Origin of the sequence: Parachlamydia sp. AcF125 (assembly GCF_018342475.1) — a bacterium.
Classification (GTDB): domain Bacteria; phylum Chlamydiota; class Chlamydiia; order Chlamydiales; family Parachlamydiaceae; genus Parachlamydia.
The window spans coordinates 154,403-172,396 of the sequence record NZ_JAEMUD010000001.1 but is presented as its reverse complement, the minus strand read 5'-3'; the positions used below and the strand labels follow the sequence as shown (position 1 = coordinate 172,396).

Annotated in this window: 14 protein-coding genes, 1 tRNA gene and 1 pseudogene; 10 read left to right on the top strand and 6 right to left on the bottom strand. The window is 38.3% G+C overall.

Features of this window, described 5'->3' with window-relative positions; translation table 11 throughout:
• Positions 1-26 precede the first annotated feature (26 nt).
• Positions 27-2,186, top strand: coding sequence for an HD family phosphohydrolase (locus PARA125_RS00710; protein ID WP_213156817.1), 2,160 nt, complete (start codon positions 27-29; stop codon positions 2,184-2,186).
• Positions 2,187-2,602: 416 nt separating this feature from the next.
• On the opposite strand, the pseudogene PARA125_RS10115 reads toward PARA125_RS00710, so the two are convergent.
• Both PARA125_RS10115 and PARA125_RS10110 read right to left on the bottom strand, forming a co-directional pair.
• Positions 2,603-3,046: pseudogene (locus PARA125_RS10115) on the bottom strand (SDR family NAD(P)-dependent oxidoreductase).
• A gap of 53 nt (positions 3,047-3,099) precedes the next feature.
• Positions 3,100-3,294: an SDR family NAD(P)-dependent oxidoreductase gene (locus PARA125_RS10110; protein WP_283248313.1), complete on the bottom strand. Its 195-nt coding sequence runs from the start codon at positions 3,292-3,294 to the stop codon at positions 3,100-3,102.
• Between the two features lie 454 nt (positions 3,295-3,748).
• On the opposite strand from PARA125_RS10110, the gene PARA125_RS00700 reads away from it, so the two are divergent.
• A complete protein-coding gene (locus PARA125_RS00700; RefSeq protein ID WP_213156816.1) occupies positions 3,749-4,291 on the top strand; it encodes a YciE/YciF ferroxidase family protein in 543 nt (180 codons plus the stop codon).
• Between the two features lie 445 nt (positions 4,292-4,736).
• On the opposite strand, the gene PARA125_RS00695 is transcribed toward PARA125_RS00700, so the two are convergent.
• A complete protein-coding gene (locus tag PARA125_RS00695; RefSeq protein ID WP_249274096.1) occupies positions 4,737-5,768 on the bottom strand; it encodes a hypothetical protein in 1,032 nt (343 codons plus the stop codon).
• A gap of 135 nt (positions 5,769-5,903) precedes the next feature.
• Positions 5,904-6,875: a phosphatidylglycerol lysyltransferase domain-containing protein gene (locus PARA125_RS00690; RefSeq protein ID WP_249274095.1), complete on the bottom strand. Its 972-nt coding sequence runs from the start codon at positions 6,873-6,875 to the stop codon at positions 5,904-5,906.
• A 598-nt stretch (positions 6,876-7,473) separates the two neighbouring features.
• Between PARA125_RS00690 and PARA125_RS00685 the strand changes: the two genes are divergently transcribed.
• The 8 genes from PARA125_RS00685 (at position 7,474) to PARA125_RS00650 (ending at position 14,649) form a co-directional block, all read left to right on the top strand.
• Complete coding sequence (locus PARA125_RS00685) at positions 7,474-8,271, top strand: DUF1963 domain-containing protein (protein ID WP_213156815.1); 798 nt, start codon at positions 7,474-7,476, stop codon at positions 8,269-8,271.
• Positions 8,272-9,097: 826 nt separating this feature from the next.
• Positions 9,098-9,478, top strand: coding sequence for a BlaI/MecI/CopY family transcriptional regulator (locus tag PARA125_RS00680; protein ID WP_213156814.1), 381 nt, complete (start codon positions 9,098-9,100; stop codon positions 9,476-9,478).
• Positions 9,471-10,541 carry a M56 family metallopeptidase gene (locus PARA125_RS00675; protein WP_213156813.1) on the top strand — a complete coding sequence of 357 codons (1,071 nt, stop codon included), beginning with the start codon at positions 9,471-9,473 and terminating at the stop codon, positions 10,539-10,541. The genes PARA125_RS00680 and PARA125_RS00675 overlap by 8 nt, the downstream gene beginning before the upstream one ends.
• 57 nt (positions 10,542-10,598) lie before the next feature.
• Complete coding sequence (locus tag PARA125_RS00670; RefSeq protein WP_213156812.1) at positions 10,599-11,063, top strand: hypothetical protein; 465 nt, start codon at positions 10,599-10,601, stop codon at positions 11,061-11,063.
• A gap of 187 nt (positions 11,064-11,250) precedes the next feature.
• Positions 11,251-11,835, top strand: a complete 585-nt coding sequence (locus PARA125_RS00665) for a type IV toxin-antitoxin system AbiEi family antitoxin domain-containing protein (RefSeq protein WP_213156811.1) — start codon at positions 11,251-11,253, stop codon at positions 11,833-11,835.
• A 154-nt stretch (positions 11,836-11,989) separates the two neighbouring features.
• Positions 11,990-12,709 carry a recombinase family protein gene (locus tag PARA125_RS00660; protein WP_349305659.1) on the top strand — a complete coding sequence of 240 codons (720 nt, stop codon included), beginning with the start codon at positions 11,990-11,992 and terminating at the stop codon, positions 12,707-12,709.
• A 123-nt stretch (positions 12,710-12,832) separates the two neighbouring features.
• Positions 12,833-13,018, top strand: a complete 186-nt coding sequence (locus PARA125_RS00655; RefSeq protein WP_213156809.1) for a hypothetical protein — start codon at positions 12,833-12,835, stop codon at positions 13,016-13,018.
• A 284-nt stretch (positions 13,019-13,302) separates the two neighbouring features.
• Entirely contained in the window at positions 13,303-14,649 is a 1,347-nt protein-coding gene (locus PARA125_RS00650) for a hypothetical protein (RefSeq protein ID WP_213156808.1), read from the top strand.
• A gap of 614 nt (positions 14,650-15,263) precedes the next feature.
• Here PARA125_RS00650 and PARA125_RS00645 read toward each other — a convergent pair.
• Both PARA125_RS00645 and PARA125_RS00640 read right to left on the bottom strand, forming a co-directional pair.
• A tRNA-Leu gene (locus PARA125_RS00645) sits at positions 15,264-15,346 on the bottom strand.
• A 105-nt stretch (positions 15,347-15,451) separates the two neighbouring features.
• Positions 15,452-17,962 (bottom strand): bifunctional UDP-N-acetylmuramoyl-tripeptide:D-alanyl-D-alanine ligase/alanine racemase, encoded by a 2,511-nt coding sequence (locus PARA125_RS00640; RefSeq protein ID WP_213156807.1) that lies wholly within the window; start codon positions 17,960-17,962, stop codon positions 15,452-15,454.
• Positions 17,963-17,994 lie beyond the last annotated feature (32 nt).

The window sequence follows — 17,994 nt, the reverse complement described above, 5'->3', positions numbered from 1 at the left end:
CCATCGGCTAAGGACAATACATTTCAATGAACGATCGATCTAGTGAGCTTGAGAATTATAACGAGCTCAAATTTTCTCGCGAGCAGGGCTTTTTTGATAAAAACCTTGGAATAAGATTCTTGATCGGCTTAGTGTTTATGATCCCCTTGTTTATGGTTCTTCACTTTCGAGAAGTCAGGATCAAAACATTGGAGCTTAACCATTATGCGCCCAGCTATATTGTGGCTCAAGTCGATACCAACTTTTACAACGAAGAAGCAACCATTCTTCTCAAGCAAGAAATGGTTAAAGATTTAGGAAAAATTTATCGCATTTCAGAAAAAGAAATCAATCAAAGACGCTTAGAATTTGAAAACTTTCTCATCTTTAATCAAGATTGGCGGAAATCTGCTCCTGAAAGCTCTTTTGAAGATGTATATAAAGGGGGGGATAATTTCGTCGAAGCTTTGCTAAAGCTTCGATTGACAGATCCTAGAACCCTTCAAAAAGCGAGAGAAAACGAGATAGCAATAGAAAATTATCAAATCTATACGCCAGCGGAGCTTTCAGAACCTGTTAGCCTTCCTTCTCAAATTTGGAAAAAACTGCAAACAATCGCATTGCCGAGAAGTGAGTTTCACGACGGTACTATTCAATTTGTTAGCGAATATTTTCAAGAAAAGTTTTGGAATTTAGAAGAGGATGCATCGGCAGAACGGGAATTGCGAAAACGTATCCAAGCAAAAGTGCCCGATAAATATACTCACATCAGCGCAGGCAGCCGCATCATTGATCAAGGGGAAAAAGTCAATGCGCGGCATATTGCGGTCCTTCAAGCTATGAAAGAAGCTTTGAGAGAAAAACGCAATCTAAGTAGCCCTCTCACTTTATTGGGAAGCTTTTTACTGACCCTTGTGTTAACGGGAATCTCGATTTTATATTTTCGCTCTAATCATCCAAATATCCTCTCCTCTAATCGGAAGCTTTTCTTGCTTGTCACTGTTACTATCCTCACGTTTGGTTTTGCAAAGTTAGCTGAATTTTTCTTACTCAACACAAAGACACATCTTATGGAAGCTGTTCGCTATCCTTTGCTTGTACCTTTTGCTGCCATTTTGTTATGTAGTTTAATGAATCCTGCTGTAGCGACATTTACAAGTGGATTTTTAGCTGTTGTTCTAGGAAAGACTTTGGCATTTGATCGTCAAGGGTTTTTGCTGCTCAACTTGATCGCGGCTATTATCGCTATACTGAGTACCCATTCTCTTCGACGTAGAAAAGAAATTTTGGTGGTATGTGCTAAGGCATGGTTGGGGTGTGCGCTGACGGTTTTAGCTATGCACCTTTATAAAAGTACTCAATGGAGTTCAGGGCTTTTAGCTGATTTAATGAGTACGGCTATTTTTATGCTATTAACCGCCATATCGGTTGTTGGCTTGCTGCCGTTGCTTGAGTCTGCTTTCCGCATTATGACGGATGTCTCTTTGATGGAATATATGGATCCTAATAATGACCTTTTGCGACGGTTGACAATAGAAGCCCCTGGTACTTACCAGCATTCTATTGTGGTTGGCAACTTAGCTGAAGCAGCCGCCTTAGCCATTGGAGCAAACGGTTTATTTTGTCGCGTGAGCACTCTTTATCACGATATTGGCAAAATGGCCACGCCCCAATATTTTACTGAAAATCAGCAAGGAGGTATGAATATTCACCAACTCCTCACCCCCCAAGAATCGGCGCAGGTGATTATGGCGCATGTCGCTGAAGGGGTGGCTATTGCCCGTAAAGCGGGGCTTCCTGAGCAATTTATTGAAGTTATTAAAGAACACCATGGCACGACTTTGGTTTACTACTTTTATAGGAAGCAACTGGAGAAGATGGGAGGGGATAAAACCTTAGTGAATGAAAAAGAATTTCGCTATGCAGGTCCAAAACCGCGCAGTAAAGAATCTGCCATTATTATGATCGCGGATACAGTTGAAGCTGCTTCCCGTTCTTTAGACCAAATCAATGAAGATTCTTTAATGGAGCTTGCGACTCGATTAATTCGAGAAAAAGCAGATGATGGCCAATTTGATGAATGTCTATTAACTTTTGAAGAATTGGCAAAAGTTAAAGAAACTTTAGTGCATACCTTGGTTGCTTACAGCCATTCCCGGATTAAATATCCTAAAAAAGAAACTTCTCAAGAGGAAGTTCTTTGCTGAGGGCATGCAACATGAATTTTTTCAGATGCCTTAATTACAGGTGTTTCTTCTAGCATTTGGAAAGCCCTTTGTTTTTTAGCAAATCAAGAGATTGCCTTTTTGTACTTATAGGGCGCAGCGAAGCAAACTTGCAAAATTTAAAAAAGCCTTGTAACGCCACGTTTAGAGCATAATTTTTATCGCCAACCTAGGAACGGTAGAGGGGCATCCATTAGCTTATTGAATCTCTTTCAGATTAGCGGAGAGAAAAAAAGCTTGCTTTATCCTCTATGATTTATAGGCAAGCTCTAACCGATTCTGATTGCTTTCAAATATAATAATTTTGGACGCTTCCTGAATCCCATCTACAAGGTGTGAGAGAGGGGTGGTTCCAAGCGTGCAAGATTTAAGTTTTTTGCCATGTAAGCACCTTTCTTTTAAATTTGCGTAAAGCCTCCATCTACAAACAACTCAATCCCTGTAATGTAGCTACTATCTTCGGTGGCGAGAAATAACCCCGGCTTTGCAATTTCTTCGGGTCTTTCCTCCCGTCCTAGCGGCGTTATAATCGACGTGTGCATTTCATATTGGTTAAGCTGTAGGAATTGTGCCTGGACTTACGGCGTTCACCCGGATTTTTTCGTTTCTTTAAATCGAGTATCTAGTTTACTGGCAGAGTAAACGCAAAAAGCTTCAATTCCTTTTGAACCAGCCATCGAAGCATTTAAAATAATAGGACTTCCTTCACGTATGAGAGGAAGTGCTTTTTGCACGCTAAAAAGGATCCCTTTTACATTTGTGTTAAAAGTTTTATTGTAATGTTCTTCGGTAATGGCTTCTAAGGAAGCAAACTCTCCTTTCCACGCATTGACAAATAAAATATCAATGTGCCCACTTTCTTCTTACATTGTATCATATAATCGCTCGAGGCCGTCTAGTTTGAATACGTCTTCTCGAATCCCCTTGACGTTAGAGCCAACGAGCTTAACAGCCTGTCCAGCTCTTTTTGCCTACGTCCCGTGATAGACATAAAGGCGCTTTCGGCGACAAACAATTGAGCTATAGCTAAACCAAGTCCACTATTTCCACCGGTAATGATGGCTATTTTTCCTTCAAACTTTTTAGTCATGCGATCCTTCTCTAGAGAGAGTTGTTTTTCTTTCTATAAAAAAAGGTCGAATTATTTTTAAAAGAATCGTGGAAGGCGTTTTCTCAAATGCTTAAAGCTCGGCCGCTTTTTCATTTCTAGCAGGGCTTTTAACCTAAAAACCGAGATCACAACATGAAACTCGCTATAGGCCATTTAAAAAATAAACCCATATTTTAAGCTGTTATTATTCAAAGCTTATTTTTTTAATAAAGCCAATTTGACAATTAAATTTAAAAATGAATGATAGTGATATAAGAGGATGTAAAGTAATCCTACTTTGCCTGGAATGATCTTGTCCAGGTAAGCATATAGCATCTAACTAAGACGCAGTCATCTATTTCTAACATCCTCGTAAGCAAATAAAGCTAAATAAAGAAATCCTAAACTTTTCTTTATGCTTAAATTAATTTGAAAATTAAAAAAGGAGGAAGTTATGAAAGGCCAAGCTTTAACTCAATTATTTATCACTGAACTTGCAGAAATGTATGATTCAGAAAATCAGATCATTGAATTTCTTCCCCATTTGATTGAACTAGCCTCTTATCAAGACTTAAAAGAAGCCTTAACGAACCATTTAAATGAAACCAAAAATCAAGTTAAACGACTTAAAAAAGTATTTTCGCTTTTAGATTTAGAGATCCTAGGAAAAAATTGTATAGCAATGAAAAGCCTTTTACAAGCTGCCGAAGAGCGTACAAAAAAAATCTCGAAATCCTTTACCTTAGATGCTGCTATTATCAGTGCCACTCAAAAAGTGGAACACTATGAAATGGCTTCCTACGGAACCTTGCGAAGCTTTGCCAATCATTTAGGCTATGACAAAGAAATAATCAAGCTGCTACAAGAAACGTTAGATGAAGAGGGCAGCGCTGATAAAAAACTCACCAAGATTGCCGATGGCACCTTCTTTTCAAGCGGGGTAAACAAAGAGGCTGTAAGTGAAGAAGCAGCTTCCCAACCACAGAAAAGACGCTAAAATATAGAGAGCTTCTGAAAAAGAAGCTCTTTTCTCACAAATTGAAAAAGAAGAAAGAAGAGAGGTGAAAAAGCTCTAATATAATGACCAGGCAAAATTAATTTTATACTGCCTGACAAAATATTTTGAAGGAGAGGAACACTCATTCTTATTTGCAATAGCATCTCTGCAGTTGAAATCCAATTTCACGAGATTCCAAACCCTTTAATTGATAAAAGTGTTACAGGTTGGCAAAGCGATAAGTCAGGAGTCTTCTAGCTACCTTATTGTTAGAGAGAGGATAACAAGTTGAAAGTTTTAAAAGGAGGCTTTGTTTATAAACGCAAAAATTAGCTGATAAGAAGGAATTCTAAAATTGGCAAGTAGAGACGTGCTTATCCAGCTTCTAAAAGCGTAGCATCCAAATGTTTTAGCCGTTAGGCTCTTAGCGCCATTTAGGAGAAGCTCATAAATAGAGCTTAGATTCAGGAGTCGGCCCTTGTTCTAACGATTCTCGGCTGGGTTTGATCAGCAAGAGCCTTTCACAAAACGAAAGGAGCTCCCTGCGCAAAACTGTCGCACGTTCAGCTAAGGAATGTTGCTCTTTTTGGTATTGTTTGCGACCCTCTTCTGTTTCAATATAGATAGGAGTATAGCCTTCTTCTTGCAAATCGTAGGGGCTTGCCCGCATGTCTAATTCTCTTCCTTCTAGTGCAAGCAAGAAAGCTTTTGCAATAAAATCGGATCCGATCCAGGGCCACAGCTTCGTTGACCATTTATATAAGTCCATGTTGGCATGTAAGCAACCTCCCTGCTCCATTTGTACCCTTCCTTGCAGAGTGGGATGATAGATATTAAGAGGGCGGGCCTCTTTTGTGAAAAAGCGATAAGCATCATAATGGGAACAACAAATTATTTGGCTTTCCACAAATGTGGCTAGTTTTTCGGGAGATAGCCTAAGCCGATAGGTGTTATGCCTAATTGCTTCTGGCGATAATTTATAAACCATCGCCCATTCATGTAAGCCAAAGCACCCAAATCGGGGAGGCCGATGCAAAATATTTTGGCACAATTTTAAGACAAATTGAGCCAGCCCCCTGGTATTTTCTTGAAAACGCTCCCTGTTCACATATAACATGTTTTCTTTGAATTGAAACCAATAGCCATTCAGCCAAGGGTATTCTGCACGCCTGTCGTTGGAAATAAGAATAGATTCTTCAAATGAAGGAACCCACTGTTTCAGCTTTAGGGGAGAAAAGGTGTAATAAGTGAACAAAAAATCATGCACGGCGTGTTTAAGCCCCCGCGACCTTCTTTTTAAAAAAGCGTCGGTGAAGGGAGACACTAATTCGGCATGTTGCTTTGCTCGTCTTGTCCAGTTTTCGATGGGAAGTTGTGAGTGTTTGAACTTCATGGAAGTAAATTTATCATTTAAGAGGATTTTCTGAAGAGGAGTTTTTGAAATCCCTTCTGCCCCTTTTCTCAAAGAGTATAACATGCAGCTGAATATCTGTCAGTTTAGCAGAAATAATCAGTCTTGTGCCCTTCTTTTCAGAATCCTCCTCCTCAATTAGTCCCTTTTTCTAATCCCTTTTAAAATCAAGCAGGCGCTTATTTAAGCTTGTAGGGATGATTAAATCATCGTTTTAAAAACTTTCATAAGAGCCCTAATTTCATTCAGGCCAATATGAGGACGATGAAAGAGAAGGTAAGAAGGAACAACTTTTGGACCATATCTAAGCCAGTATTCTTTCCGTTTTTCAAATTTGAAGATCTTGCTTATCACTTTATAAAGCGTGCTCAAAATGTGCATAGAAATATATCCTAGACCGCTCACTTCTCCTAAAAAATTTGCGGGAGCTGTTCCTTTTGAGAGAAAGCGGCAGTTTTCTTTCCTTAGTATCTCCAATACGGAGGTCATTAAAAATTCTGAAGTAGCAGGAGAAGCATCGGGGGAAGTGGTTAAAAATTTTAGCAGCCATCCATGGCTAGCTTCTACTCGACTTAACATAATCATCCCTGTTATCTTTTCACCCTCCTTGGCATAAAACCATCGCTTCCCCATATAACTTTCAAAAAAGTTGAGATGCCCTAGATAAATATGAGGGCCTTTTATTGCTTTATGCCATTTAACGCCGATGTGTTTAAGAGTGTCTTCAATTTCAGCATCAAACGGGATGTATTCATGCACGGTTAATCCACGCTTAGAGGCTTTTTCTACTCTGTGGCGCAATCTATTGCTAGCCAGGCATGGGTCAATTTCAGGATCAAAAATGAGTTCAGAACACGCTTCAATTAGGATATTGCAATAAGAGCTTTTGGCCCATTTGGCAAATTTTTCGGAAACGATAATATAAATAATATTTAAGTTTTCTTCTTGACAATGATAGTGAAAGGCTTCTACCAGCATGGATGTCTCGCGAGGTGGGCATATAGGTTCTCCGAAAACGATTGCGCACCCATATTCGATCCGATAAGCAATCACTCCTTGGCAGCTAGGAATGCGAAAGAAATGGCAAGGGAAATCAAACATCGCTTCGGAGGCAGCAGAGCCATAGCGGATAAATAACTTTTTTTCTTTTTCATTTACTTCATGTATGTCCATGGTAACTACAGTGGGTTAAGTTTAATTTCAGGCAACCGCATTAAAATAAGTCAAAAATTTTATATGTCTTCTTAAGTTGGTGTTTAAGTGAAATTAAATATTTTTTCAATTAATTGTTTTACAATTTTAAACTTGTTTTAAATCTTTAATTTACAATAAATTGAGGGAATGGATAAGAGGCCTTTAGCTTGAAAGCTAAGCTAGGGAAAAGAAAAAGCTTTTAATTGACAAAAGGCTAAAGTATAGGGCGCCTTATGATAAAAACCCTAAAACTTTGGATCTTCTATTAGCTCCTCTAAAGGGAGTGGATCTTTCAGCCACAAATAGCTCTGAAGGGTGCAATTAAAATTAACTGGCAAGAGAGACATCAGTCACAGAAAAGGTAGGCCTGTAAACGAAACGATCCAGAAGCGCTTAGAAGGTGGCCGAAAGAGAATCCAGGTTTAGGGAATGGCTTTTGTCATTTTGCCAGTTTTTTCTGAAGCTATTCTCAGCCTGCTACTTTGGCTTTAAAATTGAGGATCACTTTCAAAGAATGTTACTTAGCAAGACTTAATTTATACTATTATCTGTCTCGGTCAGTTAACGAAGGAACTATATGGAAAAACGAGAAATGATAGCCTCAATAAGAAAATTTGGCAAACCTGCCTATATAGCTAAAAAAGGGCTTTCTGTTACAAAAAAATGGGATCCTGTTAAAAAAGAATTAAGCTATTTGGTTCCTGGCCAAGGAGATAAGTTTCTATTTGATGAGCCTCTTTCCCTGATTGGAGGAATTTCTCATCGTTTAAAAGAGGAAAAATGGCCGTCTACTGAAACACAATACTTGATCCCACTTGTACAAATTACTTCTCATAATTTACCTATCTTTTCAGCTCTTTTTGGCTCAGAGAATAAAGTGATAAGCCTATATTGCCCTGAAAATCCTATTTATTTGGAAAAGGAGGGTAGATGGATAGCAGAAATTAGAGAATATCCCGATCCTACTCTATTACTGGGGGCCTCTATTCCCAAAAATATTCCGCAAGAGGAGCAAATAACTTTAATTGTGTGGGAGAAAGTGATGGATTATCCTCCAAATGATTTATTTGAATTTTTTTTTCCAGAAGATTTAGCAGAAGCTATTCGCTATGAGCTAAGCGAAGAATATGGCGATGACTACTATGAGGGAGCTTTTTCTACCGCTGAAGGCACGAAGGTTGGAGGCTATCCCTATTGCTTACAACACGAACCCGCACCTTGGCAAGGCCTAAGGGAGAGTTCCAAAGACTGGAGTTTTGTTATGCAAATAGATGGCAGGGATTTCACTAAGCTCAACCTTGGGAGGGATGGAATCATGCATATTTTCCAACATAACCAGACAAAAGAATGGTTTTGTGATTTGCAATTTGGCTAATGCCTGTTTTGCCTGACTATTGGGCTAATTGACATTAGGGCTTCCCTCAGGTTGAATTCACGATTCTTCAGAAAGATGAAGGATACATGCCAGCATCTATCAATATTATGCCAGCAAAAAACAAATTGGCTAGCCTCTACACTCACTTATGGCGAATACACAAGTGCCGCATTCACATGCGCGAAAAATCTGTGCAAAGAAAGGCCTCAAAGTCGGAAAAACTCAATCTGGATCACCTCTTCGAAATCCGGTTTACATAGGTAAAAACTATATCCTGAAATTAGATCATGAACCAGGCTATCTAGCAGATGGAATCCATCAAGGGCTCACTTTTGAAAAGAAATTTTCAAAATAAGCATCACACGCAGGACCAAATTGCGAAGCTGAAGCCCGGACACAGAAGACCTAAAGCTCAGCGATACCGCTTTTGAAAAGTATAGCTATTATGGCTCTCCATAACGCTACGTGAGCCCTTTAAAATGATAAAGGACACTTTTCTTGCGAGAAAGTGTCCTGAGATATGCCCAGCACCGGAGCGTTCTCGAACCAATTTCCCGAGGGAATGAAGAAACTCTATGAGATTCATTCTTTCCTAGATGTTCGGCTTCTTCGGCTTGTAGAAGATTCAACTAGAGTAAGAGAGGAGCTATTGGTTCTGACAGGAACTTAAGTTAGATTTAACTCCCTAATATGAAATAGAACTAATTAAATCACTAGCTAGCGTCGGCACATCTTCTCATTTCTTTTTTGAGAAATTTTAGGTTTTGACAAAATACTACTCTTGTAGTACATTAATGAAGCAAAGTAACAAAACAAGGTGAATCCCATGGAAAGGCTGGGTTTTGGAGAGCTTGAATTATCAATCCTTAAGATCGTTCGAGAATTAGGTCGAGTAACGGTTCGTGAAGTCTATGAAAGGCTTGGGAGCGAAGGCAGTTATACAACAATTATGACAGTGATGAGTCGGCTATCTGATAAAGGCGAGCTGACAAGAGAAAAGGAAGGAAAGCAGTATCTTTATTGGGTAAGTTCTCAAAATGAATCTTCTTCAAAGAGTATTTTAAAGCGCATCCAAGATAAAATCTTTGGAGGAAAGCCTACGGCATTGGTTAGTTATCTGCTAGCAGATGAGGAAATCACCGATGAAGATCTAAAAGAAATTGAAAATCTTATTCAAAAAAGAAGAACCGAGAAAAAGCATGGATAAGATTTCGTTTTTCATTCTCAATATTTTTCTTAATAGCCTACTTTCTTTTGTTACTGTTGTCCTCTTGATCGAAGGGATAATTTTTCTGCTGCGAATACCACAGGGAAGGATTGCTGCAATCCTACGAATGATTCCGATTGTTAAACTTCCTTTAGATCTATGCTTATACGATTTCTCAAGATGGTCTTATTCACATGGAATTAATCCTCTGAATTGCCAAGAGGGAACTCGAATGCTTTCGATAGTTTTTGGAGGCATAAGCGACTTTACCGAATGGCTCCTTTTACCCGTAAGCTCAAGTATCCAATTTACTGTGCTGGGGAATATGACTTTTACAGTCGCAGATATTCTTGGTTACTCCATGGGATCAAAACTTTTAGGCATTTTTACTCTACTTTTCACCCTGATTACAGTGACTTTGCTGTTTACAAAATGTCTTAAGTGCTATCAGTCTATAAAATCTTTAAACTCGTTGGAAAAAACTGCCAGACTTAACAATAGAAAAACCAGAAATTTTACCATAACTTCCTATCTGAAAAATTATCAATTACAGATTTTGACCTCATCTAGCCTTAGAGGATCTCCATTTGTTGCAGGACTAACTTCTTACAATGTTTATGTTCCAGAACAGCTATCGAAGGCTCTTTCTCGAAGAGAATATGAAGCGGTTTTAGCGCACGAAATAGAACATATTCGACATAAAGACAGCTTAGTGCGCCTAATTTTAGATTTTATAGAATCAATTTTTTGGTGGGTGCCTACCAAATGGCTACATAAACGTATTGAAGAAGGTCAAGAAGTTGGATGCGATCTCAAATGTGAAAAATACAGAATACATCCTAATGACCTAGCTTCTGCTATTTGTAAATCTGTTCGTCACTCCATAAATGCTCCAACTCATATCTTTGCTCATCATCTTACTAAAAATACCGTTTATAAGCGTGTCGATATTCTTCTAAAGCCGAAATCTATACGCTTTAGAAGAGTAAGCTATATTTGTTCGGTTTTTGCAACCGGAATAGCTTTCTTAGTGATTCTTGTAGGGAGGTTTTGGATTTTCTAAACAAATTAGCGTATTTTTTTAACTTTAAATACTACAATTGTAGTAAAAGGAGACTATATGAAAAAATTGGCCGTCTTGTCACTTAGCTTGTTAACTGTTTGCGCGCATGCTTTTGCCGCTTCCGCAGATTTTCCTATTGGCTCAAAACCATGGGAAAATTTTAACCAAGATTTGCGTGTTGTTAACATTTACAATTTAAAAGATTGTGAATTGAATGAAATCATGCAAGGGCATCGTCCTGAAATAGCTGTTGAGTTTACAGCTCAAACTAAGTTGCCTATCAATTTCTTCTTAAAAGGAGATCTTCTCAACTTACAGGCAAGTGAAGAAAAATTTGGAACGATAGAAATCAAACAAACTTTTTATGCTAGATCCATAGGACAAGAGCTGATTCTCAGCTTAAATTTAGCTGATTGGAAGCCTTTCCTAGAATTTATAACTGGTACAGCATCTGCTGCTTTAAGCATTCAAGATGGCCAACCATCAATTGTAGTGGGCGCAGAAGCAAATCAACGCTCTTAATTCTTTGAACAAAAGCCCAATTCTCAGATTTGGGCTTTTATTAGCCATTTAATAGTTTTTATCCTTACCTCTCTAAAATAGAAAAACTCGGCTTCTATCTGTTTCTATGTCAATTCCTATGTTCATTCGATTAACCAAGAAAATAACCCAGAAAATCTTTCCTTTGTGGTTTTTCTAGGTTGTTTTCTTGGTTAATTTATGTTCCACAAAATGTACTCAGTTGGCACGATTGATTGCATTTTGTAGAATCATAAGTACGAAGAAGTATGAAAATAAATTAGAAAAGCTGCTAGGACAGCCCTTTTTTACTCTTAACGAGGCTGAGGGTAGAGGTGTTCTGAGATGGGCTATTATCTATCTTGCTAAAAAAGGTATCCTGGAAAAACTTTGTCCTGGAATTTATCGATCCTCTACCTATGAACCAAAAGTAGATTTTGAGTGGGAAAACCTAGCGTTTACAGCAGCTAGTATTCCTGAAGGAGTAATTTGTCTCATTTCTGCTCTTTGTTACTATGGCCTAACAGATCAAAGTATGCGTAATACTGATCTTGGAAAAGAAACAATCACCATGGGGGAATACAGGGTTCATATCTTTGATAGAGAGAGAACAATTGTAGATGCTTTTCGTTACTTAAGTAAGGAAATTGCTCTTAAGGCATTAAGACAATATTTTACATTAACTGACAAAAAGCCTAATCAAAAGAAATTAATTGAATACGCCAACATTTTGCACGTTAATATCAACCCTTATATTTTATCCTACACCGTATGACTGCTGATCTAGAAAAATCTCTTAAAGCTCGCCTACGAGTGATTGTCAAAGAAACACGTAATAGAAAACAGGTAGAGCTTATTCTAGTCACAAAATGGTGTCGATTTTCGAGAAATGCTCAAAGTACATTTTTAATGCTTCATGAGCTAAAGTAATACGATCACGCAATACCAAAGGCGGGATTAGACGTGCTTTAAAAGAAGGCCACTATCCTTATGGGACACCACCAAAAGGCTATTCAAAGGACAATAGTGCTGCAAAAACTTCTCTTTTAGTTCCTAACGAGGAAGCTCCTTTGAGTGGAGAAGCTTTTGAAATGTTTTCTACAGGATTATATACCGCAGAACAAGTGCGAAAAACCTGTGTAAAGAAAGGTCTCAAAATTGGAAAAACTCAATTTGGACTACTTCTTCGAAATTCTGTTTATATTGGTAAAATTTATGTTCCAAAATTAGATCAGGAACCAGCCTGTTTAGTAAATGGCATTCACCAAGGGAGTGTTCCAGAAAAAACTTTTTCAAATGTACAACGCATTTTGCTTCAAAGAGAAAATGACAATGCTCATTTAGTTGCTAAAGAGAAATATAGTGAAGAGTTACCCTTAAGAGGTCATCTAAAGTACCCTGATTGTGGACGAAACTTAACAGGAAGTTTGTCTTCTGGAAATGGTGGTAAATATGCCTATTACCATTGTCAGCATGGATGTAAAATGCGACTAGGCGCCCTAGAAGTAAATGAGAAATTCGATGATTATTTAAAAAGCCTTCGTCCAAAACCAGAAGTGACAGAGTTGTATTTAGCCATGAGGGAAGCCACCTTCAAGGCGAAAGAAGGTGATAGAGAACAACAACTTGGCAAGCTAAAAGCTAGCTAGCGAGCCATGAAGCTAGCCTACTCAAGTTCGATCAGCAGGGGCTGTCACAGGCGAGCTAGAAGCTGGCTCTTAGGTTTGTTTTAAGCATCAACAACCAGATTAAATTGCGAAGCTGAAGCTCGAATGGAAGATTTAAAGCTTAGCGATACTGCTTTCAAAAAGTACAACCGCTGTGGCATGGGTTTTTTGGATCCTAGGAGCATGTACTTCCAAATGGTACCTTTAAAGGGGAAAAGTAAAATGCTTGGTTCAATATTTCCTGAAAAACGCGTTTTTCAAGATGGAAAAAATATCGAACCGAAGGGATGAATCACAACCTGTTGTTTATCCTTCAGAAAAACCATGACTTACAAAATGAAAAAACAGGAAACGCTTTCATTTCTGAAAATGCTTCCGGAGATATGCCGATCTCAGGACAGCTTTAGAACTTTTAAAGAGTTCGATTGGGATCCTATTCAACCGTATTTATCTTCTATAGATAAGAAAATAGCTTCTAATATGTATTCTACAAATTAAAAGTAACAGAGAGCTTTTCGGCTTTTCGGATTGTATTAGAAAATGATGTACCTTACTGAGGATAGGCGATATTTAATTTGAACATCAATGGTTTAGGTTCAAAAACCCTATTTTTTATATTGCGCTTTATTTATACAAAAAGTTATGATTTTAATTTTATATTAATTGTTTTAAATTTAACAAAATTTATTATGAATAATTTAACTACAAACAGTGCTAATATCAATCTAGGATTAAACTTAGAACAAGAAAAATATTATTATCATTCTGTAAAAGGTTTTAATTTATATCAGTTAACATCGATTTTGGCTTTTGGTATTCTTTCTAAGGAAAAAGGAGAAGCGAAGGGTATTTCTATTCAGTCTAATGGATTAGGATTAAATGGAACAAAATATGTGAGCGCTTCGAATCGATTAAATGCTTTCTCTTATTCAGGAACACATCTCGGCGTTATTATTAATCCCATTGGGCTTGATTTTTTTAAGCAGTTTGGTCCTGGCCATATTCCTTTTGAAATACAAGTAAGAGATAAAGTGCCCAAAAAGCACATTTTAGGAATAACTATTCCTACTCAGTATGTTAAGGAAAATTTTACTGACTCACAATTATTCAGGATAACAAATACTGAAGAACTAAAAAAGGGGATGGCTTTACTAGAAGAGTTTTATTTAAAAACTTTAAATGTCTCATTGTTTGCTAATGAACAATTAAAATTAGCATATACAAATGCTCTTGAGTTTAAGGACAAGAAAAATCAAATTATAAAGAATTTTCCTTTTCTAAAAGCTATTAAAAAAGAAGAAAAATTAAGAAAGGAAACACAATCTGAATTTAATTCTGTTTTAATGAAAAGTATCCAAGAAGTTTACAAAACCGTTATTCATAAAAATTCTTACACTTTAGTTGACATTATCCAATATCATACCGATCTTCCCATTTATTTTACAAATGGTGAGTTGGTCACTTCAATGACGATTGAAAAAGAGCAAATTAAGCAAAGACATATCTCTTTTTTGAAAGAAGATCGCTTAATGCTTGGATCTAATCTTAATCAAAACACACCTTTTAGAAAGAATTTTCCTATCCTAGAAGCTGTTAAAAAAGTAGAAAAATTAAGAGAGGAAACACAATCTGAATTTAATTCTGATTTAATGAAATGTACCCAAGAAATTTACGAAACCGTTATTCCTAAAAATTCTTACACTTTTATTCATAAAAATTCTTACTCTGTAGTTGGCATTAACCAATATCATACTGATCTTCCCCTTCATTTTACAAATCTTGAGCCTAATCTTAATCAAAACACACCTTATTTAGGTTTAAAGAGAATATGTTCATCCCCCCTTGCTTTTGGGGCTTTATTTGCAACTTTCTTTGTAATAACTTACATTTTTTATAATAAACTATATTCTTCTCTCAAATAGTCATTTTTTAAGATAACTCCTTACAAAAACATTAAGTAAATATTGGAAGCTGCGAGGAGGATATCTTCAGGCTTTAATTATCAACCTATGCAAGTTGCTATGTTTCGAAAAGAAATAAAAAATAAATTGGCAAAAATTTTTAGCTAAAAACCATTCTGCTGATATTTCTCCAAATTCTGACTATATCTATTGTCCAAAGAGTAGTCCGATCTTTATAAAATCGACGAAAGAAATGCGGTCTTGCTCTCTACAATTCATTGAACATCTCTCTAGATGATTTACAAAGTAGAAAAAGATATGGGAAAATAACTATCATTTTTTCATGATCCTATTGGATTGATTGGTATTCATTGGATTGGGAGTTTGCTATTATCCAAGAGAGGGGTAGCCATGCCAAAGCTGATGAAAGTTTCCATGTCACAGCGAGTATGGTCTTAAGCTTAGCTCGTCGTTCGAGGGAAACTTTTGAGAGTTCTGAAATAGAGGAAAAGCGACAGCTTCTAAATTTTGTATTTCAGAACTTCGAATTCAAAGATAAAAAGCTCTCCATAACGCTACGTGAGCTCTTTAAAATGATAAAGGACACTTTCCTTGCGGGAAAGTGTCCTGAGATATGCCGATGGCCGGACTCGAACCAGCACCTTGTTGCCAAGAGTAGATTTTGAGTCTACCGCGTCTACCATTTCGCCACACCGGCTGATAGAATGACACATTCTATCGGTTCTCTTTAAAAAGAAGCAAGAGAAAAATGATAACATTTAGAGAGAGATAGGCAAGGGGTTCTTATTAGCTTTAGGAGTTTTTAAGACTCTTCATAAATGAAAATGCGGGGGATGCGAGGCCCAATGCAGGTCACTAATTCGTGCACGATCGAATTTCCTTGATTGGCAAATTCCTCAGGGGAAAGATAATGTCCGTGTTCATCCTCTCCAAATATCAAAACGGTATCTCCCACTTGAGCGGTTGGAATATCTGTAATGTCAATCATCATGAAGTCCATGCAAATATTGCCGACCATCGGCGCTTTTTGTCCGTGCACGAGCACCCATCCTTTTCCGCTGTAATGGCGATGTAACCCATCAAAATATCCGATCGGAAGAACTCCAATTCTTTGAAGCGGTTTTTCCACTGTGTAGTTGCGTCCATAGCTAATTGTCTCGCCTTGTTTGCATAGATTAATTCCTACAATGCGAGAAAGGAGGGAGAGGGCTAATTTAAGATTGAGCGAGTCGTGTACTGCGGCCGAAGGAAAAAGCCCATAGGTGGCTAATCCGATCCGCACCATGTTATATTGAGGCAAATTGAAACGGAGCGCAGCGCTTGAATTTGCAGCATGCTTCCAAGGAATAGGTATGCCATGTGCTTCTATATCCGCTAAAGTCTCGTCAAATCTTTTAATTTGCTGACAGGTGAAGGCATCCTGCTTGGGGTCTTCTGCGCAGGCAAAATGGGTCATGGCTCCTTCCAACTTAAGAAAGGGAGAGGCGTGGATCATTTGGGCTAGAATCAAGGCTTTTTCAGGCCGGCAGCCAAAACGACCCATCCCTGTATCAATGTGTAAATGGACTTTAATTTCTTTTTTTTGGGCAGAGGCCTCCTTAGCTAAAGCTTGAATAAAAGTTTGGTCACTAGCTCCAATTTCAATCCCCCACTTGAGAATTTTGGTGATTTCATAAGGAGTGGCGGAAAGGGCGAATATAGCTTGTTTGACCCCAGCTCTTTTTAAGGCAATTCCCTCATCAACATAAGAAACGCCCAGAATATCAATCTGGCACGCTTTTAAAAACTTTGCGATTTGAATGTCTTCTGTCCCGTAGGCAAGTGCTTTTACCATTACCATCAAGCGCGTATGAGGAGGCAATCTTTGTTGGATTAGTTTTAGGTTGAATTCAATGGTCGCGAGGTTAATCACGCTTTGATTAGTACAAATGCTGTCATGATAGGTTTCTGTGAGAAAATCTAGGGAAATTTTTTGGGACCCCTTTATTAGCACCACTTGATTAGGCTCTTCTGCCTTTCGCAAATGGTGGAGAGCTTGGGTGATGGTTGGATAGAAAGAAAGTGTGGTAGAAGGGTTAAGTTTTTGGACTAAAGGTTGAAACTCTAGAGAAGAGCCGATCAGGATAAGGTGGTGAATGAGGTGATGCGTGATGGCTAGGCCAATCCTCCGATATTCATGCTCGCGCTGCTCGCTAATTCCTTTAAGCCCTCCAAAAATCAGGGTCTTTTTTTCATTAGAGGCTAAATAATGGAGGCGTGCTAAGGCTTGATCGATAGATTGAGGATCAGAGCTATAAGGCTCGTTGATAAAGACGGTTCCCGTGGGCGATTTCCAAATCTCTGTACGCATGGGCTCTAATTGATGACTGTGCAAAGCTTCGCTGATTGCTTGGGAGGACACTTGAAATAACCAAGCCGATTTACAGGCTATATTGATTAAATCGAGAAAATAAGAAAATCCTTTCGTCATTTCTCCTTTAAAGAGGTGTTGATCGGGAAAATGCACTGCATAAGGAACAGCCATTTGGGACAGATCGGCGCAAGGAGCCGCATAAGGGAGGGTAGAATCGGCCTGAGACCAATACAGAAATTGAGCTTTATAATCAGTTAGATAGGGTTTAAGAAGTGGAGTTGAAGGGATCAATGCCCAGCTGCTTTCTTTTAAAGAACTTAAAAGCTTCATCGTTTCCTGGGCTGTCAATTCTAAACTGCCTAAGGTATGCAGATGTTTAGCTCCAATCGCAGTCAAAATAACATGCTCGGGATTAATTATATTCGAAAGAATTTCCATTTCTCCTGGCTGCGAAAACGCGGCTTCTATTAGCGCAATCTCATGCGTATCTTTAATTTTAAAGAGACTTAATGGAACGCCGATCTGACTATTAAAGCTTTCTGGAGAAGCCACCACGCGATACTGCTTGGCAAGCATAGTTTCTAAGAGATCTTTCAGCATCGTTTTTCCATGCGATCCTCCAATTGCCACAACTTTACAATGTTTTCTTTGCTGCCGATAAGCTTTCGCAATGGATTGAAAAGCTTTTAAGGGGTTGTCTACGCGCAGTAAAGTCATATTGGGGATCGGATCGGAAGAGCGCCAACCTTGGCGAACTAACGCGTATCTTGCACCAGCTTTAGCTGCCTCAGCAATGAAGGCATGTCCATCATGTGTTTGCCCTTTTAAGGCTACAAAGAGAGTGTGGGGAGAAAATACTCGGCGGGAATCAATCGAGACATGTTCAATGATTGCAGGGGAAGAAAGGTCTCCGCCAGCTTGTTGAAAAAAAGGGCAAGAGCGTAAATCAAAACTTTCCATTTGTTTCTCTCGAGTGGATTAAAGCAGCCTAA